Here is a 22,679-nt window from a genome sequence, read left to right as displayed (position 1 = left end):
GGTTATCGGTTCTATTGCTCGACGAAATCGAGCACCGCCTCGATCATGCGCCGCACCTGCGGCTGCACGCCGGCCGCGACTTCGGGCAGGTAGTCGAAGGGCAGCTTCTCCTGCATGTAGCTCGCCTGCGTCATTTCGAGCTGTACCGCGTGCACGCCGGCGGCCGGGTTGCCGTACTGGCGCGTGATGTGGCCGCCCTTGAAGCGGCCGTTGAGCGCCACGGTGTAGGCCGGGTTCGAGGTCGCGATGCCGAGCAGCGCGGCGGCCAGCGCCGGATCGCAGCTCGCGCCGTCAGCGCTGCCGAGATTCAGGTCGGTCAGCCGGCCCTCGAAGAAGCGCGGCAGCACCGAGCGGATCGAGTGCGCATCCCACAGCGCGATGGTGCCGTGGGCGGCTTTCAGGCGGTCGAGCTCGGCCTGCAGCTGCCGGTGGTAGGGGCGCCAGATCGCGTCGACGCGCGCTGCGATCTCGGCCTCGCCGGGCAGGTCGCCGGCGGCGTAGAGCGGGGTCTTGTCGAAGGTATCGACCGGGCACAGGCCGGTGGTGTCTTGACCGGGGTAGAGGTTCTGGTTGTCCGGCGGGCGGTTCAGGTCGACCACATAGCGCGAATGGGTGGCGACCAGCACCGAGGCGCCGAGCTCGTCGGCGAAGTCGTAGAGGCGCTCCAGATGCCAGTCGGTGTCCGGCACGTGGCGCGCCTCCTCGGTGAAGCGCGCCGCCAGCGCCGGCGGCACATGCGTGCCGACATGCGGCATCGAAATCAGCAGCGGGCGTGTGCCCTGCCGGAATCGGAAAGCGGGTTCGGTGGTTTCGAAGCTCATGGTGTTGTGAGAAGTTGCGTGCGCGCGGCGATGAACGCAGCCGCCGCTTGGGAATGAAGAGGATGGCGCCCGGCCGACACGCGCGGCCGGCCCGCGACCCGAACCGTGTCGACGGCACTGCTGCGATGGCTCGCGAACACATGGGCCGAGAGCATGTCGGCGGCGGACAGGCCGGCCAGCGACGGATGCGCAGCATCCAGCACCACGAAGTCGGCCTGCTGGCCGGGCGCGAGCCCGGCGACTGCGCGGCCCGATGCCTGCGCCCCGCCCTGCACGGCCGCCAGCGTCATCGCGCTCGCCACCGAAGGCTCGCCCGCATCGGCGCCGACATTGCGCTGGCGGGTCGCCAGCCGCTGGCTGTATTCGAGCATCATCAATTCCTCGGCCGCGTTGACGCAGGCGTGGCTGTCCGAGCCCACGCCCCAGCGGCCGCCGGCCCCGCGCCAGGCGCCGAAATCGAAAATGCCGTCGCCGAGGTTGGCCTCGGTGGTCGGGCACAGGCCCGCGACTGCGCCGCTCGCGGCGGCGCGCCGGTACTCGGCCGCATCCATGTGCGTGGCATGCACCAGGCACCAGCGCGCATCGACCTTGGCGTGGTCCAGCAGCCAGGCGACCGGGCGCTGGCCGCTCCAGGCCAGGCAGGCATCGACTTCGGCGGTCTGCTCGGCGATGTGGATGTGGACGGGCGCCGTGGCATCGATCGCATCCAGGCCCGCCAGCGCCTCGCGCAGGCCCTCGGGCGGCACGGCGCGCAGCGAGTGCGGCGCCAGGCCCAGCCGCGCGCCCTGCGCTTCGCACAGCGGGCGCAGGCGCTCGAGCAGGCGCAGCATCGAATCGGTAGCGCGAATGAAGCGGCGCTGGCCCTCGTTCGGCGGCAGGCCGCCGAAGCCGCTGGCCTGGTAGAGCACGGGCAGCAGCGTGAGGCCGATGCCGGTGCGCTCGGCCGCGCGCAGCAAAGCGAGCGCGAGTTCGGCGTCGTCGGCATAGGGCGTGCCGTCGGGCGCGTGGTGCAGGTAGTGGAACTCGCAGACCGCGCTGTAGCCGGCTTCGAGCATCTCGATGTAGAGCCAGGTCGCGATCGCCTCGACCTGCGCGGGCGAGATCTGCGCGGCGAAGCGGTACATCAGCGTGCGCCAGCTCCAGAAGCTGTCCTGCGCCGCGCCGCGGAATTCGGTGAGCCCGCCGAAGGCGCGCTGGAAGGCATGCGAGTGCAGGTTGGGCATGCCGGGGATCAGGGGGCCTGCGGACACGGGCACGTCCCGGGGCGCCACGGCATCGGGCTGCACCTGCGTGAGCCGGCCCGCATCGTCCCAACTCAGCAGCACGTTGCGGCGCCAGCCGGTGGGCAGCAGCGCATCTTTGGCGAAGAGGGTCTTGCTCATCGGGATTTACTTCTATGCAATGCGTCCTTGCCGCACGATGCGCCTCGCCGCACGCCGGCCGAACCAGTAGGCCAGTTCCGCCACGTCGCGGGCGTCCCACAGCACGAAGTTGGCCGGCGCGCCGACGGCGATCACGCCGTGCGTTTCCTGCAGGCCCAGCGCGCGCGCCGCATGCGCGGTCACGCCGGCCAGCGCCTCGGGCACGGTGAGGCGGAACAGCGTGCAGGCCATGTTCATCATCAAGAGCAGGCTCAGCGCCGGCGAGGTGCCGGGGTTGTGGTCGGTGGACACGGCCATCGGCACGCCGGCCGCGCGCAGCGCCTCGATCGGCGGCAGGTGGGTGTCGCGCAGCGTGTAGTAGGCGCCGGGCAGCAGCACGGCCACCGTGCCGGACTCGCGCATCGCGGCGATGCCCTCGGCCGAGAGGTGCTCAATGTGGTCGCAGGACAGCGCACCGTAGCGCGCCGCGAGCGCCGCGCCCCCCATGTCGGAGAGCTGCTCGGCATGCAGCTTGACCGGCAGACCGAGCGCCTGCGCGGCCTGGAACACGCGCTCGGTCTCGGCGAGCGAGAAGGCGATGCGCTCGCAGAACACGTCGACCGCATCGACCAGCCCTTCGGCCGCCAGCGCCGGCATCATCTGGTTGCAGACGAGCTCGATGTAGTCGCCGCTGCGCCCCGCGTATTCGGGCGGCAGCGCATGGGCGCCGAGGAAGGTGGTGCGCACCGTGACGCCGTAGGCCTCGCCCAGCCGCCGCGCCACGCGCAGCTGCTTGCGTTCGTGTTCGAGCGAGAGGCCATAGCCGGACTTGATCTCGATCGCGCACACGCCGTCGGCCAGCAATTGTTCGAGCCGCGGCGCGGCCTGTGCATAGAGCGTGTCTTCGTCGGCTTCGCGCGTGGCGCGCACCGACGAGACGATGCCGCCGCCGGCCTTCGCCACTTCTTCGTAGCTGGCACCCGCGAGCCGCATCGCGAACTCGTTGGCGCGCTGGCCGCCATAGACCAGGTGCGTGTGGCAGTCGACCAGGCCGGGCGTGACGAGTGCGCCGCCGCCCTCGTGCCGCGGCAATCCCGCGCACTCGGCCGACAACGAGGCCGCGGCGCCGATCCATCGGATCACACCCTGCTCGACCACGATGGCGGCCTGCGTGCCCTCGGGCAGGTCTGCATAGCGCAAGGCGCCGGGCGCGAGAAGCAGGCCGGTCCACAGGCCGTCGGCGGAGGCAAGAGAAGATGGCATGGGTCAGGTCTCCGGGTTGTCCGCCTGTTCGTGGCATGGATCGAATCGAACGGCCAACAGCCGCGCATCGGCACCGTCGGGCCTGGCGTGCCAGGCATGCGGCGCATCGGCCCACCACAGGCCCTCGCCTTCGGCGCAGTCGATGATCGACATGCCGTCGAGCTCCCACTGTCCGCGCAGCGCCAGCAGCATGCCGTGGGTCGCGCTGCCCAGCAGCGCCGCGCTTTCCAGCACCTGGAGCTTCGCATGCCAGCGCCCGCGGCGCGTCATCACGTTGAAGTCGCTCGACGCGCCGCCCAGCAGCGTGCAGGCCAGCGGCAGGTCGCCGCTGAAGGCAAAGGGGTGGTGCAGGGTCGCGAGGCGGTGGTCGAGCGCGTGGCCGGACGGGTCGGCCGAACGCAGCTGCACGCCATCGCCGGCCAGCAGCATGATCGTGCGGTCGATGCCGGGGAACACCGAGAACGGGCCGCTCGCGGCGATGGTGGCGATGGAAAGGCGCCACTCGAAATCGCCGAGCCCCGCGCCGGGCGGCCAGCAGGCGATCTCGCGCGTGCTGCCGCCGCCGTTCTTCCACGGCGTGACGGGCAAGGTGGCGGTATCGAAGGCGTGCAAGCTCATCGCACCAGCCCTCCCTGCCGCAGCCGCTGCTCGAAGTGGCGCAGCACCAGCGTGACCGCGCCGGTCAGTGCGAAGTAGACGGCCGCGATGGCCAGGTAGAGCTCGAGCGAGCGGTACGACACGCTGATGATCTTCTGGCCTTCGTGCATCAGATCGTGGATCGTCAGCAGCGACACCAGCGCCGAGTTCTTGATGAGCGCAATGAACTCGTTGCCCAGCGGCGGGATCATGCGCACCACCGCCTGCGGCAGGATGATGTGGCGCATCGCTGCCGAGGGCCGCATGCCGAGCGACTGCGCCGCCATCGTTTGGCCGCGGTCGATCGACTGGATCGCGCCGCGCACGATCTCCGACACGTAGGCGCCCGAGTACACGCCGAGCCCGAGCACGCCGCACACGAAGGCCGGCAGCAAGAGGCCGAAATGCGGCAGCCCGAAGAACAGGATGAAGAGCTGCACCAAAAGCGGCGTGCCGCGGATCGCCGCCACGTAGGCGGTGCAGAGCGCGTAGAGCGTCTTGCGGCGCGGATCGAGCCGGCCGATGCCCACCAGGAGCCCCAGCACGCAGCCCAGCAGCAAGGCGCAGGCCGTGATCTCCACGGTGACCAGCGCGCCGCGCAGCAGCGCGGGCCAGCCCTCGAAAACCGGCGCAAAGTCCAGATCCATGGCGGTGCCAGTCTACTTCGCGGTGCTGAACCACTTCTTGACGATCTGCGCGTAGGTGCCATCGGCCTTGAGCTTCTCGATGGCGCCGTTCACGGCCTTGGTGAGTTCGGGCGTGTCCTTGCGGATCGCCATGCCGTACTCCTCGGTCGTGAGCTGCTCGTCGAGCACGCGCAGGCCGGGGCGCGTGCGCACGTACTGGTAGGCGGCGGGCTTGCCGGTCACGGCCGCGTCGCTGCGGCCGATGTCGACGAGGTTGAACATCTCCTGGTTCTTCTCGACCTCGACCAGCTGCACCTGCGGATACCTCTCCTTCACGTAGCCGACCGACTTGGTGCCGACCTGCACGCTGACCTTCTTGCCGTTGAGATCGGCGGGCGTCTTGATGGCGGCATTGCCCTCCTTCACCATCGCGACCAGGCCGCCGGCGTAGTAGGGAATGGTGAAGTCGACCACCTTCTTGCGCTCGTCGGTGATGTAGATCGCCGACACGGCCATGTCGAAGCGCTTCGACACCAGGCCCGGCACCAGGCCCTTGAAGTCGATGTCGACCCACTCGATCTTGCGGCCCAGCGTCTTGCCGATGGCCTCGACCAGCTCGACGTCGAAGCCGGTGCGCTTGCCGTTTTCGACGAATTCCATCGGCGGGAAGGTGGCGTCGGTGGCGACCGTGAGCACGTTGTTCTGCGCCAGCGCAGAAGCCGTGAAGCCGAACGCGGCGAAGCCGGCAAGGCCTGCGATCAGGAGGTGGCGGCGAAATGGCATGAGAAATTCTTTCTTGGTGACGAGAGGGTGGATCGAAGGCTTGTTGCGTGCTCACTCGGGCTTGATGTTCTTCTTCTTGATCACATCGGCCCAGCGCGCGGTTTCCGTCTGGATCGTCGCAACGATCTGCTGCGGCGTGCCGCTGCCGGGCTCGAGGCCGAGCACGGCGAACTTCTCTTTCATCTCGGGCTTGGCCAGCACGCGCGCGCTTTCGGCGTTGAGGCGATCGACGACGGCCTTGGGCGTCGCAGCAGGTGCCATCAGCGCGTACCACGACACGGCCTCGAAGCCGGGCAAGCCCTGCTCGGCGATGGTCGGCAGCTCGGACATCGCGGCGGAGCGCTTGAGGCTGGCGACGCCGAGCGCGCGCAGCTTGCCGGACTTGACGTGCGGCAGCACCGCGGACATCGAACCGAACATCATCGTCACCTGCCCGCCCACCACGTCGTTCAGCGCCGGCCCGATGCCTTTGTAGGGAACGTGGATCAGCTGCATATCGGCATCGAGCGCCATCAGCTCGCCGGCCAGATGGGCCTGGCTGCCCGCGCCGGGCGATGCGAAGCTCAAGCTGCCGGGCTTCTGCCTGGCGAGCGCCAGCAGCTCCTTCACCGACTTCGCCGGCACGGCGGCGTTCACCACCAGCACGTTCTCGACCGTCGCGAGCATCGCGACCGGCTGCAGCTCCGAGGCCTTGTACGGCAGCGCAGGAAAGAGGCTCGGGTTCACCGCGATGTTGCCGACCGGCACGATGCCGAGCGTGTAGCCGTCGGGCGCGGCCTTGGCAATCAGGTCGACGCCGATGTTGCCGGCGGCACCGACCTTGTTCTCGACCACGAAGGGCTGGCCCAGGATCTCGGTGAACTCCTGCCCCAGCACGCGGGCCACCACATCGGCCGGACCGCCCGGCGCGAAGGGAACGATCACGTGGACCGGCTTGGCGGGATAGGCCTGCGCGTGCGCCGCCAACGGCAGGGCGAGCAGCAGGGGCAACAGAAAGGCGAGGCGGCGCTTGATCATCATCAGAGTTCCTCGAACGGTGGAATGGCACGCTGGGCGATCGCCGCGAGGACCTCGTAGTCCGCGGGATCGGGGATGGCGAAGCCTGCAAGCAACAAGCGTTCCGTCACGGCTTCGAGTTCCGGTGCATCCGCCGCCGCGCGCAAGGCATCGCGCAGGCGCGCGAGTTCGTCGGACGCGAGCGCCGCCGTCGCAACCAGCGGCGGGATCGGCATCGCCTCGGTGCTGGCGATGATGCGCACCTGTTGCGCCGACGCGGGCTCGTTGTGACGCAGCAAGTCATGGTAGTAGCTGTCGAGCGGGCCGACGTCGATGCGGCCTGCGGCCAGGGCTTCGATGACGCCGCGTGCGTGGATGAGATTGCCCACCGCTCGGGCATAGAGCCGCGGCCCGTGCGTGGCGCGGTACGGCGCGAGATGGTTGCGGAAGGCGACGCCGCCAGACATCGAGTCGGCCAGCGTGTAGCCCACCACGCCGCCGAAGGTATCTTCGAGGCGTTCGTACTTCGAATTGGCGCGCACCACGATGTCGGTGAAGTAGACCGGCCGGCCCTCGTAGCGCGCCGGCGACGGGATCAGCGCGGCGACCAGCGCGGGCCGCGGCGCGCGCTGCGAGAACGGCAGGCCGCACATCATCGCGAGGCCCAGGTCATCGCGCGCCCACAGCGCCGAGAGCGGAGCCGGGGCGTCGTAGTCGATCACGTCCCAATCAAGCCGGGCGCGCGCGAGCGCCCACGCGAACAGCGCTTTCCAGTCGGCGCGCGCCGAGGCGGTGGCCGAGTACATGCGCGCGTTGGCGACCGGCGTCATCGATCTCAGCGCAAGCGCAGCTGCTGTCCGAGGCCCATGGTCTTCGCCTTCGCGAGCATGGCGGAGCCGAGCGCGATGTCCGACAGCGAGAGGCCGCGGTGCCAGAAGAGATTGGTTTCTTCTTCGCTTTCGCGTCCGGGTTTGAGGCCGGCCACGATCTGGCCGAGCTCGGCATGCAGCGTCTTCTCGGACAACTTGCCGCTGTCCACGTGCGCGCGCAGCGCACCGAAGGGGCCGGCCTTGGCCTGGCCCCAGTCGTCCATCACCATCTTGTCCATGATGTCGGTCAGCGAGAGCTCGACCGCGCTCATGGTGCCGTAGGGAATCACGCAGGCGCCCTTCTTGATCCACTCGGTCTTGAGCATCGGCGCGGGTTTCTCGAGGCGCGAGGCCTCGACCACGATGTCGGCGCCGCGCACGCAGGACTCCCAGTCTTCGGTGACGGTGATCTTCATGCCGAGATCGCGTTCCAGGCGTGCGGCAAAGGCATCCCGACTCTCGGGCCGGCGCGAGTGCACGCGGATCTCGTCGAAGTGGAAGATCGAATGCAAGAGGCGCACGTTCCAGTACGAGGTGCCGCGCGCGCCGATGTGGCCGAGGATCTTCGAATTCTTGCGCGCCAGATGCTTGGCGCCGATAGCGGTGATCGCGCCGGTGCGCATGTCGGTGATGTCGGAGGCATCGATGATCGCCACAGGGACGCCGGTCTTCGGGTCGAAGAGGTTGAGCAGCGCGAGCTCCGACGGCAGGCCCACTTCGTAGTTGCGATAGAAGTCGCCCACCACCTTCACGCCCGCCACGCCGAGCGGCCGGATGTAGCCGCGCAGCACGTTGAAGTGGCCCGGGTAGTCCTTCTCGGGCACCAGGTGCATGCGCGGCTCGATGGTGGTCTGGCCACGACCCTGGGCCAGCAAGCCGTCCTCGACCGCGGCGACGATCTCGGCGTCGGTCATCGCCAGCGCCTGGACGTCGAGATGGTTCAGGTAGTGCAGGTAGATCTCGGACGACATCGCGTCAGCCCTGCTTGACCATCGGCAGGTTCAGCGCGTGCTTCTTCGCGGTGGCGACGGCCTGCTCGTAGCCCGCATCGGCATGGCGCATCACGCCGGTGGCCGGGTCGTTCCAGAGCACGCGCTCGATGCGCTTGGCCGCGGCGTCGCTGCCGTCGCAGACGATCACCACGCCCGAATGCTGCGAGTAGCCCATGCCGACGCCGCCGCCGTGGTGCAGGCTGACCCAGGTCGCGCCGCCGGCGGTGTTGAGCAGCGCGTTGAGCAGCGGCCAGTCGGAGACGGCGTCGCTGCCATCCTTCATGGCTTCGGTCTCGCGGTTGGGGCTTGCGACCGAGCCGGTGTCGAGGTGGTCGCGGCCGATCACGATCGGGCCCTTGAGTTCGCCCGACTTCACCATCTCGTTGAAGGCGAGGCCCGCCTTGTGGCGCTCGCCCAGGCCCAGCCAGCAGATGCGCGCCGGCAGGCCCTGGAACGCGATGCGCTCGCGCGCCATGTCGAGCCAGCGATGCGTGTGCGTGTTCTCGGGGAACAGTTCCTTGATCTTGGCGTCAGTCTTGTAGATGTCTTCCGGGTCGCCCGAAAGCGCCACCCAGCGGAACGGGCCCTTGCCTTCGCAGAACAGCGGCCGGATGTAGGCCGGAACGAAGCCGGGGAAGTCGAAGGCGTTCTTGACGCCCTCGTCGAAAGCGACCTGGCGGATGTTGTTGCCGTAGTCGACCGTGGGAATGCCCATGGCCTGGAAGTCGAGCATGGCCTGCACATGCACCGCGCAGGACTTGGCGGCTGCCTTACGCAAGGTCGGATGCTGCGTCACGTCTGCCTTCGCGGCCTCCCATTGCGCAAGCGTCCAGCCGATCGGCAGGTAGCCGCTCGCGAGATCGTGCGCCGAGGTCTGGTCGGTCACGAGGTCGGGCTTGATGCCGCCTGCCTTGGCGCGCTTCACGAGTTCGGGCAGCACCTCGGCCGCGTTGCCCAAGAGGCCGATTGACACCGCTTCCTTGGCGGCCGTGTGCTGCTTGATCAGCGCGATCGCGTCGTCGATGTCCTTGGCCTGCTTGTCGAGGTAGCGCGTGCGCAGGCGGAAGTCGATGCTGGCCTGCTGGCATTCGATGTTGAGCGAGACCGCGCCGGCGAGCGTGGCCGCCAGCGGCTGCGCGCCGCCCATGCCGCCGAGGCCTGCGGTGAGGATCCACTTGCCCGAAAGATCGTCGTTGTAGTGCTGGCGGCCGGCCTCGACGAAAGTCTCGAAGGTGCCTTGCACGATGCCCTGGCTGCCGATGTAGATCCAGCTGCCAGCAGTCATTTGGCCGTACATCATCAGGCCCTTGCGATCGAGCTCGCTGAAGTGTTCCCAGGTGGCCCACTTGGGCACGAGGTTGGAGTTGGCGATCAGCACGCGCGGCGCGTTCTCGTGCGTCTTGAACACGCCGACCGGCTTGCCCGATTGCACCAGCAGCGTCTCGTCGTCGTTGAGCTCCTTCAGCGTCGCGAGGATCTGGTCGAAGGAGGCCCAGTCGCGCGCGGCGCGTCCGATGCCGCCGTAGACCACCAGGTCCTGCGGGCGCTCGGCGACCTCAGGATCGAGGTTGTTCTGCAGCATGCGAAACGGCGCCTCGGTGAGCCAGCTCTTGCAGCTGAGCGTGCTGCCGCGCGGGGCGCGGACCACGCGGCTCGCGTCATGGCGAGGATCGTTCTTCTGGGCGACGAACTTGTCGGGTGCATTCATGGCGTAGTGTCCTTTCGATGACGGAGGAGCGGTGTGTCAGGCCTGGCTGGGCAGGATGGCTTGCAGGGCTTCGGGCCAGCGGCCCCGGCGCGCCCACTGGCGCATGGATTCGATGTCGGGCGCGAGGAAGCGGTCCTGGTCGATGAAGGCGACGCGCTCGCGGATGGTGGTGAATTCGGCTTCGACGAGCGGTGAACTCTTGGGGCCACGCTTCAACTCGATGCCTTGCGCGGCGGCCATGGCTTCGATGCCGACGACGACCGCCGTGTTCTCCACCATCTCGGCCAGGCGCCGGCCCGCGAAGGTGGCCATCGACACATGGTCTTCCTGGTTGGCCGAGGTCGGCAAGCTGTCGACGCTGGCCGGATGCGCGAGCGACTTGTTCTCGGAGGCAAGCGCCGCGGCCGTGACCTGCGCGATCATGAAGCCCGAGTTGACGCCGCCGTCGCGCACCAGGAAAGGCGGCAGGCCCGAGAGCCCGCTGTCGAGCAGCAGCGCCATGCGGCGCTCGGAAATGGCGCCGATTTCGCTCACGGCGAGCGCGATGATGTCGGCCGCGAAGGCGACCGGCTCGGCGTGGAAGTTGCCACCGGAGATCACGTCGCCGTTGTCGAACACGAGCGGGTTGTCGGATGCGGCATTGGCTTCGATGCGCAGCACGCGTGCCGCATGCGCGAGGTTGTCGAGGCAGGCGCCCATCACCTGCGGCACGCAGCGGACCGAGTACGGGTCCTGCACGCGGCCGCAATCGGCATGCGAGGGAATGATCTCGCTGCCTTCGAGCAGCGTGCGCACCGCGGCCGCCACGGCGATCTGGCCCGGCTGGCCGCGCGCGGCATGGATGCGCGCATCGAAGGGCTTGATCGAGCCCTGGATCGCTTCGAGCGAGAGCGCGCCCGCCATCAGTCCGGCCGCGAACACGTCCTCGGCGCCGAACAGGCCGGCGAGCGCGAGCGCCGTCGACACCTGCGTGCCGTTGAGCAGCGCGAGACCTTCCTTGGGGCCGAGCACGAAGGGCTTGAGCCCGATGCGCGACAGCGCCTCCGCGCCGCCGATCACCGCGCCGTCGGGCGCCGTGACCTCGCCCTCCCCGATCAGCACGCAGGCCAGGTGCGCCAGCGGCGCCAGATCGCCCGACGCGCCGACCGAGCCCTTGGACGGAATCCGCGGCAGCAGGCCGGCATTGCCGAGCGCGATCAGCGCATCGACGATCTCGGGCGCGATGCCCGAGTGGCCGCGCGCCAGGCTCACGGCCTTGGTCGCAAGCACCAGCCGCACCACGCCCTCGGGCAAGGGCGCACCGGTGCCGGCGCTGTGCGAGAGCACCAGGTTGCGCTGCAGCTCGGCCAGGCGCTCATGCGGAATGGTGGTCTGCGCGAGCTTGCCGAAGCCGGTGTTGATGCCGTAGACCGTCTCGCCGGCATCGACGATCCTGCGCACCGTCGCCTGGGACGCGAGCAGGCCGCTGCGCGCCGACGGATCCAGCGCGAGCTGCACGCCGCCGGCATGCACGCGGCGCAGCGTGGCGAGGTCGACTTCGCCGGGGGTGAGCACCAGCGGTGGGAGGGAAAGGGAGGCGTTGTCCATGCGGGGTCCTGTCTATACAAGTAGGTGCGTGCGAAGCCGGTTCTGGATTCGCCCGTTAGCCAAAGCTGGGATTGCCGTCGGCGCGGAAGCGGCTGCCCAGCCGATAGCGCGAAGCGGGATGCAGGCAGCGCACCATCGTCACCGGCACGCTGCGCGTCCAGGTGCGGCGCGTGAGCAGCAGGCAGGGATCGGTCACCGGCATCGCGAGGCGCTCGGCCTGCTCGGCCGTGGGCAGCACCGCATCGACGACGTGCTCGATCTGGTCGAAGGGCACGTTGCGAACCAGGTACTCGCTGGGCGAGACGGTGGAGAAGTCCTGCTCCAGGAAAGTCGGCACGGCGTGCGGATTGACGTGGCGGTCTTCGAGCTGCACCGGGATTTCGTTTTCCAGATGCAGGCACACGGTATGGAAGACCGACTCGCCGGGCCTGAGGTCCAGCCACACGGCGACGTCGGGTGAGGCCGCAATGCGCTCGGCCACCAGGAATTCGCAGCGGTAGTCGTGGCCGCGCACCCGGATCTCGCTCGCGATGTTGGCGATCTGCAAGAGCGTCGACTGCGGCTTGTTCTCGGCCACGAAGCTGCCCACGCCGGCCACGCGCACGATGCGCCCCTGCTCCACCAGCTCGCGCAGCGCGCGGTTGACCGTCATGCGCGCGACGCCGAACTGCGCGACCAGTTCGCTCTCCGACGGCAGCCGATGGCCGGCCGGCCAGGAGCCGTCCTGGATCTTGTGCGTGATGAAGGCCTTGACCTGCTCGTACAGCGCGAGTGCGGGCTGCGGCGGCTGGGCCTTGCGTGGATTCATCTCAATGCTCCGCCGCCGCCATCGATTCGGCGCGGATCTCCTCGGTCAGCCGTGCCTTGATTTCCATGAACTCGGGCGAGGTCTTGATCGTGTAGTGGCGCGGATGCGGGAAGTCGACCGCGATCTCGCTCTTGATGCGGCCAGGCCGGGCGCTGAACACCGCAACGCGATTGGCCATGAAGATGGCTTCGTCGATGTCGTGAGTGACGAAGAGCACCGTCTTCTGCGCCGATTCCCAGATGCCGAGCAAGAGCTCCTGCATCAGCACGCGGGTCTGGTTGTCGAGCGCGCCGAAGGGCTCGTCGAGCAGGAGCATCTTCGGGTCGTTGGCGAGCGCCCGCGCGATCGCGGTGCGCTGCTGCATGCCGCCCGAGAGCTGCTTGGGAAAGTGGCTCTCGAAACCGCGCAGCCCCACCTTGGCGATGAAGTAGTCGCTGCGCTCCTTCTGCTCGGCCTCGCTCATCCCGCGCTCGCGCAGGCCGAAGCGGATGTTCTGCGCGATGGTGAGCCAGGGGAAGAGCGTGTAGCTCTGGAACACCACGCCGCGGTCGGCGCCCGGGCCTTCGATGGTCTGGCCGTCGAGCAGCACGCGGCCTTCGGTCGGGTAGTCGAGGCCGGCGACGATGCGCAGCAAGGTCGACTTGCCGCAGCCCGAGGGGCCGAGGATGGTGACGAAGTCGTTTTCCTTGACCTCGAAGTCGATGGGCAACAGCGCCTGCGTGCTCTGGCCGCGCGTGCCGGTGAAGGTGCGGGACACGCCGCGGATCGAAAGCTGGTTCATCAGATCGTGCTCCATGCGAACAGGCGGCGGTTCAAGGCCTTGAAGGCGAAATCCGAGATGAGGCCGATCACGCCGATGACGATGATCCCGAAGATGATCTGCCCGGTGTTGAGCAGCGCCTGGCTGTCGGTGATCATGTGGCCGATGCCCGAAGAGGAGCCGATCAGCTCGGCGACGATCACGTAGGTCCAGGCCCAGCCCAGCACCAGGCGCAGCGTTTCGGCGATGCCCGGTGCGGCGCCCGGGATCAGCACCCGCGCGACGATGCCGCGGCTGTTGGCGCCCAGCGTGTACGCAGCCTCGACCAGGTCGCGGCGCGCGCTGCCGACGGTGACGGCCACCATCAGCGTGATCTGGAACACCGAACCGATGAAGATGACCAGCAACTTCTGCGCCTCGCCGATGCCGGCCCACAGGATCAGCAGTGGGATGAAGGCCGAGGCCGGCAGGTAGCGGCAGAAGGAAACGAAGGGCTCGAAGAAGGCCTCGACGCTCTTCCAGGTGCCCATCGCGATACCCAGCGGCACGGCGACGATGGCGGCCAGCACGAAGCCGCCGAACACGCGCCACACCGTCATGCCGATGTCGTGGATGAAGTTGTACTCGGTGAAGAGCGAAACGCCTTCCTTGAGCATCGTGACCGGGCTGGCCAGGAAGGTGGGCGACACGAAGCCACCGAGCGTGAAGAAGGTCCAGACGACCACGAAGAGCACGAAGAAGCCCAGGCCCAGCAGCCAGCGCGCACGCGCGCTGACGGGCTCGAGCGGCGCGAGGGCGCGGCGCCGCCGCGGCGCCGGCTCTGTGGCGGCCGGGCCGGCAGAGACTGCCGGCTTCGAAGCGTTGATGACGGGCGTCGCGTCCATGCTTGCTGCTCGCTCTTACTTGATGAAGCTGGTGTCGAAGGTGACCGAGAGATCCTCGGGCGCCTTGCGGATCACGCCGGCCTCCAGCAGGATGGCTTGGGCGTCCTTCATGAAGGGCGTGATCTCGCTGGCGAAGAACTTCTGGTTGGCCGCCTTGTCCGACCAGCGCAGATAGGCCGAGGACTTGGCGAACTGCTCGCCGGTCTGCTTGACGGCCGCGCCCATGATCTCGTTCGACTTGGCCGGGTCGGCCTTGATCATCTCGATGGCTTCGAAGTACGAGTTGGTCAGAGCCTGGGCTGCCTTGGCGTTGGCCTTGAGCCAGGTCGGCGCGCAGCCCACCGTGTCCATCACCATCGGGTAGTCGAGCGTGGTGGCGAGGATCTTGCCGGCCGCAGGGTTGGCGCGCACGGTTGAGAGGTAGGGCTCGTAGGTCATCGCGGCATCGTTCTGGCCGGCCACGAAGGCCTGCGCAGCGGGCTGCGGCTCGAGCGAGACCAGCTTGACGTCCTTCATCGTCATGCCGTTCTTGTTGAGCATCCAGGCCAGGCCGAAGTACGGCGCGGTGCCCGGCGCGCTGACGCCGATGGCCTTGCCCTTGAGGTCGGCGAAGCTCTTGACGTCGTTGCGCACGGCCAGGCCGTCGGCGCCATAGGACTTGTCCATCTGGAAGATCTGCACGATCGGCACGCCGTTGGCGTTCCAGGCCACATGGGTCTCGACCGTCGTGGCCGCGCACTGGATCGCGCCCGAGGCGAGCGCCAGATGGCGGTCCTTCTGCGGGATCATCTTGATCTCGACGTCCAGCCCGTTCTTCTTGAAGATGCCGGCCTTGTCAGCCAGCGTGAGCGGCGCGAAGCCGGTCCAGCCGGACATGCCGAGGGCGATCTTGGTTTCCTGCGCGTGGGCGTTCGCCGCCATGCCAGCGACACACACGCCCGCCGCCAGCAGCGAGGCGATTTTTCCGACCGTCTTGACCATCAAGGTTCTCCTGTTGCATTTGAAAAAATTCGGCTCGCTGCAAGCGTCCGCAGGGACGGTTTGCCGGCAAGGGGCCGAGTTTCATTCGCTGCGATGCACCTGTATATACAGGTTAACCCGGGATTGCGGCCCCGATCAAGCCTGGCTTTGCCCGCTCCCAGTGCGCGGAATCGGTTTCATGCACCAAAAGCTGTCTAGACAGGATAGCGCAGCAGCGAATAGCGCCCTTGTTCGCAAGCGCCATGCCAGCCGGAAAGCCGCTCGCTGCCCGCCCTCGCTTCGTGGACAATCGCCATCGCGCGCACGGGAGGTGCGCGCGTCCGTTTCCCCGCATGCAGCCCCGGCCCTCGGGGCGCCCCTAGAAATACAGCAATCCCTTGTCCACCCTGGCTTCCGATTCACTTGACGCCGCGCCGGAACAGATCCTCCACGAGGTCTTCGGCTACGCGCAGTTCCGCGGCCCGCAGCAGGCGATCGTCGACCACGCGGTGGCCGGCGGCGATGCGCTGGTGCTGATGCCCACGGGCGGCGGCAAGTCGCTGTGCTACCAGATCCCGGCCATTGCGCGGCAGCGCGCAGGCCGCGGCGTGACGGTGGTGGTGTCGCCGCTGATCGCGCTGATGCACGACCAGGTCGGTGCGCTGCACGAAGCCGGCGTCGACGCGGCCTTTCTCAACTCCACGCTCGACTGGGATCAGACGCAGGACGTGGAGCGCCGCATGCTGCGCGGCGAGATCACGCTGCTCTACGCGGCGCCCGAGCGCGTGACGACGCCGCGCTTTCTCTCGCAGCTCGATTCGCTGCAGGAGCGCGGCAAGCTCTCGCTGTTCGCGATCGACGAGGCGCATTGCGTGAGCCAGTGGGGCCACGACTTCCGGCCCGAGTACCGCGCGCTGACGGTGCTGCACGAGCGCTATCCCGGCGTGCCGCGCATCGCGCTCACCGCCACGGCCGATGCGCTGACGCGCGCCGACATCGTCGAGCGGCTGCAGCTCGAGGAGGCGCGCCAGTTCGTCTCCAGCTTCGACCGGCCCAACATCCGCTACACCATCGTCGAGAAGAAGGACGCGACCACGCAGTTGCTGCGCTTCATCGAGCGCGAGCACGAAGGCGATGCAGGCGTGGTCTATTGCCAGTCGAGAAAGCGCGTGGAAGACGTGGCCCAGACGCTGCGCGATGCGGGCACCAACGCCCTGCCCTACCACGCGGGCCTGGATGCCGCCGTGCGCCAGAAGCACCAGGACCAGTTCCTTCGCGACGAAGGCATCGTGATGGTCGCGACCATTGCCTTCGGCATGGGCATCGACAAGCCCGACGTGCGTTTCGTCGCCCACCTCGACATGCCGAAGAACATCGAGGGCTACTACCAGGAGACCGGCCGCGCCGGCCGCGACGGCGCAGCAGCCGACGCCTGGATGGCCTACGGCCTGCAGGACGTGGTGAATCAGCGCCGCATGATCGACGAGAGTCCGGCCGGCGAGGAGTTCAAGCAGGTGATGCGCGGCAAGCTCGATGCGCTGCTCTCGCTGGCCGAGGCCAGCGATTGCCGGCGCGTGCGGCTGCTCGGCTATTTCGGGGAGAGCTACCAGCGCGCCTCGGCCGACGCCGGGCCGCCCCAAGGCGGCCGCGGCCCCTTCGGGGGGCAGCGAGGACACGAAGTGCCGAGCGTGGGGGCCACATGCGGGAATTGCGACAACTGCTTGAACCCGCCGCAGGTGTGGGACGGCACGGATGCGGCGCGCAAGCTGCTGTCCACCATCTACCGCGTGCAGCAGCAAAGCGGCATCAGCTTCGGCGCCGGCCACATCATGGACATCCTGCGCGGCAAGACGACCGAGAAGGTCACGCAGTTCGGCCATGGCTCGCTCAGCACCTTCGGCATCGGCAGCGAGTTCAGCGAGGCGCAGCTGCGCGGCGTGCTGCGCCAGCTGATCGCGACCGGCGCGCTGGCCGTCGATGCGCAGGCCTACAACACGCTGCAGCTCACCGAGGGCTCGCGCGCCGTGCTCAAGGGCGAGACGCAGGTGCTGCTGCGCGAGTCGGTGTCATCGCCGGCCGAGCGCAAGCCGCGGCGCGAGAAAACCGCGCGCGGCGCGCCTTCGCCGGCCGCGGCCACGCTCGATGCGACCGGCCAGGCACGCTTCGCAGCGCTCAAGGCCTGGCGCGCCGAGGTGGCGCGCGAGCACAACCTGCCGGCCTACGTGATCTTCCACGACGCCACGCTCGCCGCCATCGCCGAGCGCGCACCGGCCACGCTCGAAGACCTGCAGGGCCTCAGCGGGATTGGCAGCAAGAAGCTCGAGGCCTACGGGTCGGACGTGCTGCGGGTCTGCGCGGCGTTCTAGGGCCGCGCCAGCAGCCGGCTTTCACGCGCCGGCGAGCGCACCAGGTAGGGCTGGCCGGCCGCCTCGGCCTTGCGCAGCGCCATCTCTTCCTTGTTCGATGAAACCGGCGCAGGACAGGCGCCGCCGCTGCGCAGCGCCAGCGCGGCCGCGAGCCGCGCCTCCGCCGGATCGCCGAGCGCATGGCCGAAATCGTCGGCGACCACGCAGGCGGGCGCGAAGCCGTCGCTGTAGTCGCCGAAGCCCTGCTGGTTCACGCCCTGGAACTGGATCGCGAAGTAGGTGGTGCCGCAGTTGTCCTGCGGGAAGAAGCCGTAGGGCTTGCCGCAGGTGCCGCCGCCGACCAGGTTCACGGTGACGCCGATGCCGCGCAGGCTGTTGACCACCGATTCGCTGGCGGAGCAGGTGTCGGGGCCCGCCAGCACGGTGACGCGCGACAGGCCCAGCCGCGGCAAGGCCTGGCCCGCCGGCACCGAGAAGCCGCGCGAAGTCGCGTGGAAAGGCAGGGTGGCCTGCGAAGGCGCCAGGTTGAAGGGGTTCTTGTTGTTGAACTGCAGGCGCTCGAACACGGCGCCGGTGGTCGCTGCGCCCGAGCTGACCATGGAAGCCAGCTCGCTGGCGATGTCGAGCAAGCCGCCGCCGTTGTAGCGCATGTCGATCACCAGGTCGGCGATGCCGGCGCTCTTGAGCTGATTCACGGCCGCGACCAGCGGCGCTTCGGCCGTTGCGAGGTGGTCGTTGAAGAGCAGGTAGCCGACCGGGCCGCTCGCCGTGTCGATGGTCTTCACGTTCAGCACCGGTGTACGCGTGATGCGCGCCGCGGTCAGCGTCAACGTGCGCTCGCTGCCGTCGGGCGCCCGCAGCTTGAAGTTGTGCGCCTCGCCTTCGCGCGCCGGCGCGAGCCCGGCATTGAGCGTGGCGGTGTCGGTGCCGCTCACCAGATCGACGCCATCGATTTCGATGAGCCGCGTGCCGCGCACGATTGCGGCTTGCGCCGCGGGCGAACCGGGCTCGGTGTAGGCCACGCGCACGTCGCGCGGCGGCGAGGCGCTCAGAAAAGCCAGCTCGGCGCCATAGCCCACGCCGACGCCGTTCTGCGACAAGGCGCGGTAGGCGGCAGTGTCCTGCGTGAAATGGAAGCGGTCCTTGGCGCGGCCGGCCGCCGTGAGCTTGGGCGTCTTGAGCACGTTGAAGTAGGTAATCGGCGTGGCGTAGTCGCCGGCGGCCAGCGTGGTCGGCACCTCGTCGAACCAGAGGTAGGTTTCGTCGATCCATCCGCGCACCCAGCGCTTCTCGGCGGCGAGGGTGCCGAGCTGATCCGGGAAGGCGGCGCCGGTGTCGGGGTCGACGCCGGTGCGCGGAGCCGCGCACTGGCCGGCGACGCTGGAGGACGCGACGATGGGCTCGTCGCCGGAAGCCGCGGGCGTCGGCGCCATGGCCAGCGGCAATCCACCGCCGCCCCCACCGCCGCCGCCTCCGCAGGCCGTGAGCGCGGCCGCGGCCACGAGCATGGCCAGCGCTGCGCGCATGGGCAGTACAACCCTCATGAAGCTCTCCCTCGCGCGCCGGTGCCCGGCGCGGCTATTGCGTTGGTCTTGCTTATTGGACGAAGCCGATGCCGCGCGATTCGCGCACTTCGGGCTTGATCCGGTGCTCGGCATCGAGCTGATCGAGAAACTCGGCGGCCGAAAACTCGACCGCAAGAATATCCGTCTGGCGTTTCACGGCCGCGAAATCGCCCGGACAAAGCTGCGGGAGGCGGGCCAGCCGCCGCGTGATCTCGCTCGTCATGCGGCTCGCGTCGCCGCCCAGCGCCTCGGTGACGAACATGCGCTCGCGCTGCTCGCCGGTCAGCGGCATGAACTTGATCTTGAAGGTGAAGCGGCGCAGCGCCGCCTGGTCGATGCGGTCGAGCAGGTTGGTGGTGCAGACGAAGATGCCGTCGAAGCGCTCCATGCCCTGCAGCATCTCGTTGACCTCGGTCACTTCGTAGGTGCGCTGCGCGCCGCGGCGGTCCTGCAGAAAACTGTCGGCCTCATCGAGCAACAGGATCGCCTTCTCGGCTTCGGCTTCCTTGAACATGGCCGCCATGTTCTGCTCGGTCTCGCCGACGTACTTGCTCATCAGGTCGCTCGCCTGCCGAATGATCAGCGGGCGGCCGATGGTCTTGGCGATGTGTTCGGCCAGCGCGGTCTTGCCGGTGCCGGGCGCGCCGTAGAAGCACAGCGTGCCGTGGCCGCGCGCCTTGAGCGCCTCGACGATGCGTGGGATCTCGAAGCGGGTCTCGACGTTGAGCATGCCGAGGTCGTAGGTGGTCACGCTGCGGCGCGCGCCGAGGGCGTCGGGCGTGCCCAGGGCGAGATCGGCATTGCGCAGCTGCCGCTCGATCAGGCTTTCGACCGACGCGCCTTCGGTCATGGCCAGGCCGGCGAAGCGCACCGCCGTGCGGATCTGCGCCGGCGTCAGGCCCTTGCGGCCGGCCAGCTTGGCGGTGAAGGCCTCGGACACCGAAACGCCTTCGAGCGTCTTGCGAACCAGCTGCTCGCGCGCGCCGGGCGGCGGCGACTTGAGCTCGAGGTGGTAGGCGAAGCGGCGCCGGAAGGCCGGATCGATCTGCTCGATGCGGTTGGTCACCCACAGCGTGGGCACCGCATTCGATTCGAGGATCTGGTTGACCCAGGCCTTGCCGCTCACGCTGCCGCTGGCCGGGGCGGGCACCTGCTCGGCGCGCGCCATGAGCTGGGCGGCCTCGGTGCTGATCGGCGGGAACACGTCTTCGACCTCGTCGAACAAGAGCGCCGCCTGCGCGCTGCCCTTGAGAAAGACCTGTGCGATCTGCAGCGAACGGTAACGGTCGCGGCCCGACAGCGAGTTGCCGTCGCGATCGGCGTACTCGACCTCGAAAAGCTCGAGCCCCGCGGCCTGCGCGACCACCTTGGCCAGCTCGGTCTTGCCGGTGCCGGGCGGGCCGTAGAGCAGTACGTTGACGCCGGCCTCCTTGCGCGCCACCGCGGCGCACAGCAAGGTGACCAGCATCTGCGCGTCGTCCTGGACGAAGGCGAAGTCCTGCACCGACAGCGCGCTCTTCGCGGACGGCCGCGTGAACACGGCCATCAGCTCGTTGTGGTCGCGGTATTCGCGCATCAGCACCGGCGGCAGCTTCTCGCTGACCTTCATCAGGTCGGCCAGGTCGGTGATGTTGTGCTCGGAGATCAGGTTCTCGACCAGGCCGATGCGCTCGAGCCGCGAGCCCGCGCGCAGCGCTTCGCCCACATCGCTGGCATTGACGCCGGCCACCTCGGCGATCGCGGCGTAGGCCTCGGGCGCGTTGTTGACCTTGAACTCGACCAGCAGCGAGCGCAGGTCGCGCTGGTAGCGCGCCAGCGTGCCGTAGAGCAGCAGCGCGCGCTCGGCCTTGTTGAGCTGCAGCAGGCCGGCGAGCGCGTCGATGTTCTTCTCGACCAGGGTCGACTGCTTGCGCAGCGCATGCGTGAGCCAGTCGCGCGTGACCGAGAGCACCGAGAGCAGGTCCTTCGGCTGGTCCTTGGCGTATTCGTCGAGGTAGAAGAACAGCGTGCCTTCTTCATAAGGGCCGCGCCAGACACCGTGGCGCTCCAGCAGCGTGCGGCCGTCGAAGTTCTCGACGCCCTTCCAGATCTCATTGCCCGCGCAGCGGCGCCCCAGGAACTCGCGCAGGCGCAAGAGCACCGGCGCCGGCCACACCAGGTGCCGGCCGGTGAGCGAAAGAAGGCCGTTGAGATCGCGCCGCACGTTGAAGCGCGGGCCCTGCTTGGCCGCCAGCGTGAGCACGAAATGCGAGCACATGAGCTCGAGCACGGGCGCTTCCTTGAGCCCGGGCGACGGCAATGCGTGCCCGCGCGAAGCAGCCGCTACCACGTCGACCCCGGAACGCTTGACCATCGAACAACCTCACGCTAGGAGAATGAGAACCTGAGCGCGACCATAGCGCAGAGTTTTGGCTTGGGGAAGACTCGGGAACGGTAAAAACCCTGATGTTGCGAATCCGGCCACAATGCCGCCCATGCTTGGAATCGAAGACATCGAACGCGCCGCCGTGCGCCTGCGCGGGCAAGTGCTCAATACGCCCTGCGTGGAATCGCGCACTCTTTCCGAAATCGTCGGCGCGCAGGTGTTCCTCAAATTCGAGAACCTGCAGTTCACGTCGTCGTTCAAGGAACGCGGCGCCTGCAACAAGCTGGTCGACCTGTCCCTGGCCGGCACCCATGGCGTGATCGCCATGTCGGCCGGCAACCATGCCCAGGGCGTGGCCTATCACGCGCAGCGCCTCGGCCTCCGGGCGCTGATCGTGATGCCGCGCTTCACGCCGGGCGTGAAGATCGAGCGCACGCGCGGCTTCGGCGCCGAGATCGAACTGCACGGCGACACCCTGGACGCGGCGCGCGCCCACGCGCTGGCGCTCGCGGAGCGCGAAGGCCTGGCCTTCGTCCATCCTTACGACGACGAAGCGATCATTGCCGGGCAAGGCACGGTGGCGCTCGAGATGCTCGATGCGGTGCCCGATCTCGACACGCTGGTGGTCTCGGTCGGCGGCGGCGGCCTGATCGCCGGCATGGCGCTGGCGGCACGGGCGCGCAAGCCGGGGATCGAGATCGTCGGCGTCCAGACCCGGCGCTTTCCGGCGATGGTCAACGCGGTTCAGGGTACGCAGCACGTCCAGGGCACGAGCACCATCGCCGAGGGCATCGCCGTGGGCACGCCCGGCGTGCTGACGCGCGAGATCATCGCCTCCCAGGTCGACGACCTGCTGTTGGTCGACGAGGGCGACATCGAGCAGGCCGTGCTGATGCTGCTCGAAATCGAGAAGACGCTGGTCGAAGGCGCCGGTGCCGCCGGGCTGGCAGCGCTGATCCGGCATCCGGAGCGCTTCAAGGGCAAGCGGGTCGGGCTGGTGCTCTCGGGCGGCAACATCGACCCGCTGCTGCTGGCCGCGATCATCGAGCGCGGCATGGTCCGGGCCGGCCGGCTCGCGCGCGTGCGCGTCAGCGCGCGCGACGTGCCCGGCTCCCTGGCCCAGATCACGGCCACTGTGGCGGAAGCGGGCGCCAACGTCGATGAGGTGCATCACCAGCGCGCCTTCACCATGCTGGCGGCGCAGAACGTCGAGATCGAACTGGTGCTGCAGACCCGCGGGCGCCCCCACCTGTCGGCGGTGCTCGACGCGTTGCGGGATGCCGGTTTCGAAGCGGCCGAGCAGCGCTGAAAGCTCTGGCAAGCCCCTAG

At 68.6% G+C, this 22,679-nt stretch carries 19 protein-coding genes; 2 read left to right on the top strand and 17 right to left on the bottom strand.

Going from position 1 to position 22,679, the window contains the following annotated elements:
* Positions 1–11: 11 nt before the first annotated feature.
* Genes hutG through ACSQ9I_RS01375 form a run of 15 tightly spaced genes read right to left on the bottom strand, consistent with a single transcriptional unit; the run spans position 12 to position 15,075 of the window.
* Positions 12–821 (bottom strand): N-formylglutamate deformylase, encoded by an 810-nt coding sequence (gene hutG / locus ACSQ9I_RS01445; protein ID WP_436312049.1) that lies wholly within the window; start codon positions 819–821, stop codon positions 12–14.
* A complete protein-coding gene (locus ACSQ9I_RS01440; RefSeq protein ID WP_436312048.1) occupies positions 818–2,203 on the bottom strand; it encodes a formimidoylglutamate deiminase in 1,386 nt (461 codons plus the stop codon). Before ACSQ9I_RS01440 ends, hutG begins: the two co-directional genes overlap by 4 nt.
* A 12-nt stretch (positions 2,204–2,215) precedes the next feature.
* The gene (gene hutI, locus ACSQ9I_RS01435; RefSeq protein WP_436312047.1) at positions 2,216–3,445 is read right to left on the bottom strand and encodes an imidazolonepropionase; all 1,230 of its coding nucleotides are present in this window, start codon (positions 3,443–3,445) and stop codon (positions 2,216–2,218) included.
* A 3-nt stretch (positions 3,446–3,448) separates the two neighbouring features.
* Positions 3,449–4,063 carry a HutD/Ves family protein gene (locus tag ACSQ9I_RS01430; protein ID WP_436312046.1) on the bottom strand — a complete coding sequence of 205 codons (615 nt, stop codon included), beginning with the start codon at positions 4,061–4,063 and terminating at the stop codon, positions 3,449–3,451.
* On the bottom strand, positions 4,060–4,728 hold the full coding sequence (locus ACSQ9I_RS01425) for an amino acid ABC transporter permease (RefSeq protein ID WP_093104373.1): 669 nt from the start codon (positions 4,726–4,728) through the stop codon (positions 4,060–4,062). Before ACSQ9I_RS01425 ends, ACSQ9I_RS01430 begins: the two co-directional genes overlap by 4 nt.
* Before the next feature lie 12 nt (positions 4,729–4,740).
* A complete protein-coding gene (locus ACSQ9I_RS01420) occupies positions 4,741–5,490 on the bottom strand; it encodes a transporter substrate-binding domain-containing protein (RefSeq protein WP_436312045.1) in 750 nt (249 codons plus the stop codon).
* Positions 5,491–5,541: 51 nt separating this feature from the next.
* Complete coding sequence (locus tag ACSQ9I_RS01415) at positions 5,542–6,510, bottom strand: tripartite tricarboxylate transporter substrate binding protein (RefSeq protein WP_436312044.1); 969 nt, start codon at positions 6,508–6,510, stop codon at positions 5,542–5,544.
* On the bottom strand, positions 6,510–7,316 hold the full coding sequence (locus ACSQ9I_RS01410; protein ID WP_436312043.1) for a phosphate/phosphite/phosphonate ABC transporter substrate-binding protein: 807 nt from the start codon (positions 7,314–7,316) through the stop codon (positions 6,510–6,512). Before ACSQ9I_RS01410 ends, ACSQ9I_RS01415 begins: the two co-directional genes overlap by 1 nt.
* A gap of 5 nt (positions 7,317–7,321) precedes the next feature.
* On the bottom strand, positions 7,322–8,326 hold the full coding sequence (locus tag ACSQ9I_RS01405) for an ornithine cyclodeaminase family protein (protein WP_436312042.1): 1,005 nt from the start codon (positions 8,324–8,326) through the stop codon (positions 7,322–7,324).
* Between the two features lie 4 nt (positions 8,327–8,330).
* A complete protein-coding gene (hutU, locus tag ACSQ9I_RS01400) occupies positions 8,331–10,055 on the bottom strand; it encodes a urocanate hydratase (protein WP_093104380.1) in 1,725 nt (574 codons plus the stop codon).
* Positions 10,056–10,091: 36 nt separating this feature from the next.
* Complete coding sequence (gene hutH, locus ACSQ9I_RS01395) at positions 10,092–11,642, bottom strand: histidine ammonia-lyase (protein ID WP_436302427.1); 1,551 nt, start codon at positions 11,640–11,642, stop codon at positions 10,092–10,094.
* Positions 11,643–11,697: 55 nt separating this feature from the next.
* The gene (gene hutC / locus ACSQ9I_RS01390) at positions 11,698–12,450 is read right to left on the bottom strand and encodes a histidine utilization repressor (protein ID WP_093104383.1); all 753 of its coding nucleotides are present in this window, start codon (positions 12,448–12,450) and stop codon (positions 11,698–11,700) included.
* Position 12,451: 1 nt separating this feature from the next.
* Entirely contained in the window at positions 12,452–13,231 is a 780-nt protein-coding gene (locus ACSQ9I_RS01385) for an ABC transporter ATP-binding protein (RefSeq protein WP_093104676.1), read from the bottom strand.
* Positions 13,231–14,094, bottom strand: a complete 864-nt coding sequence (locus ACSQ9I_RS01380; protein ID WP_093104385.1) for an ABC transporter permease — start codon at positions 14,092–14,094, stop codon at positions 13,231–13,233. Before ACSQ9I_RS01380 ends, ACSQ9I_RS01385 begins: the two co-directional genes overlap by 1 nt.
* Positions 14,095–14,109: 15 nt before the next feature.
* Positions 14,110–15,075, bottom strand: a complete 966-nt coding sequence (locus ACSQ9I_RS01375) for an ABC transporter substrate-binding protein (RefSeq protein ID WP_436312041.1) — start codon at positions 15,073–15,075, stop codon at positions 14,110–14,112.
* Positions 15,076–15,452: 377 nt separating this feature from the next.
* Here ACSQ9I_RS01375 and ACSQ9I_RS01370 point away from each other — a divergent pair, with 377 nt between their 5' ends.
* Positions 15,453–17,420 (top strand): RecQ family ATP-dependent DNA helicase, encoded by a 1,968-nt coding sequence (locus ACSQ9I_RS01370; RefSeq protein ID WP_436312040.1) that lies wholly within the window; start codon positions 15,453–15,455, stop codon positions 17,418–17,420.
* Here the strand turns inward: ACSQ9I_RS01370 and ACSQ9I_RS01365 are convergent.
* Both ACSQ9I_RS01365 and ACSQ9I_RS01360 read right to left on the bottom strand, forming a co-directional pair.
* Positions 17,417–18,964, bottom strand: coding sequence for a S41 family peptidase (locus ACSQ9I_RS01365; RefSeq protein WP_436312039.1), 1,548 nt, complete (start codon positions 18,962–18,964; stop codon positions 17,417–17,419). The two genes, ACSQ9I_RS01370 and ACSQ9I_RS01365, sit on opposite strands and share 4 nt — an antisense overlap.
* Before the next feature lie 52 nt (positions 18,965–19,016).
* The gene (locus ACSQ9I_RS01360) at positions 19,017–21,338 is read right to left on the bottom strand and encodes an ATP-binding protein (RefSeq protein ID WP_436312038.1); all 2,322 of its coding nucleotides are present in this window, start codon (positions 21,336–21,338) and stop codon (positions 19,017–19,019) included.
* A 121-nt stretch (positions 21,339–21,459) separates the two neighbouring features.
* Here ACSQ9I_RS01360 and ACSQ9I_RS01355 point away from each other — a divergent pair, with 121 nt between their 5' ends.
* Positions 21,460–22,659, top strand: a complete 1,200-nt coding sequence (locus ACSQ9I_RS01355) for a threonine ammonia-lyase (protein ID WP_170855539.1) — start codon at positions 21,460–21,462, stop codon at positions 22,657–22,659.
* The last annotated feature ends 20 nt before the right edge of the window (positions 22,660–22,679 follow it).

This window comes from Variovorax sp. LjRoot84 (assembly GCF_964254305.1).
Taxonomy (GTDB): Bacteria; Pseudomonadota; Gammaproteobacteria; order Burkholderiales; family Burkholderiaceae_C; genus Variovorax.
This window is presented reverse-complemented; position numbering and strand designations above follow the sequence as displayed.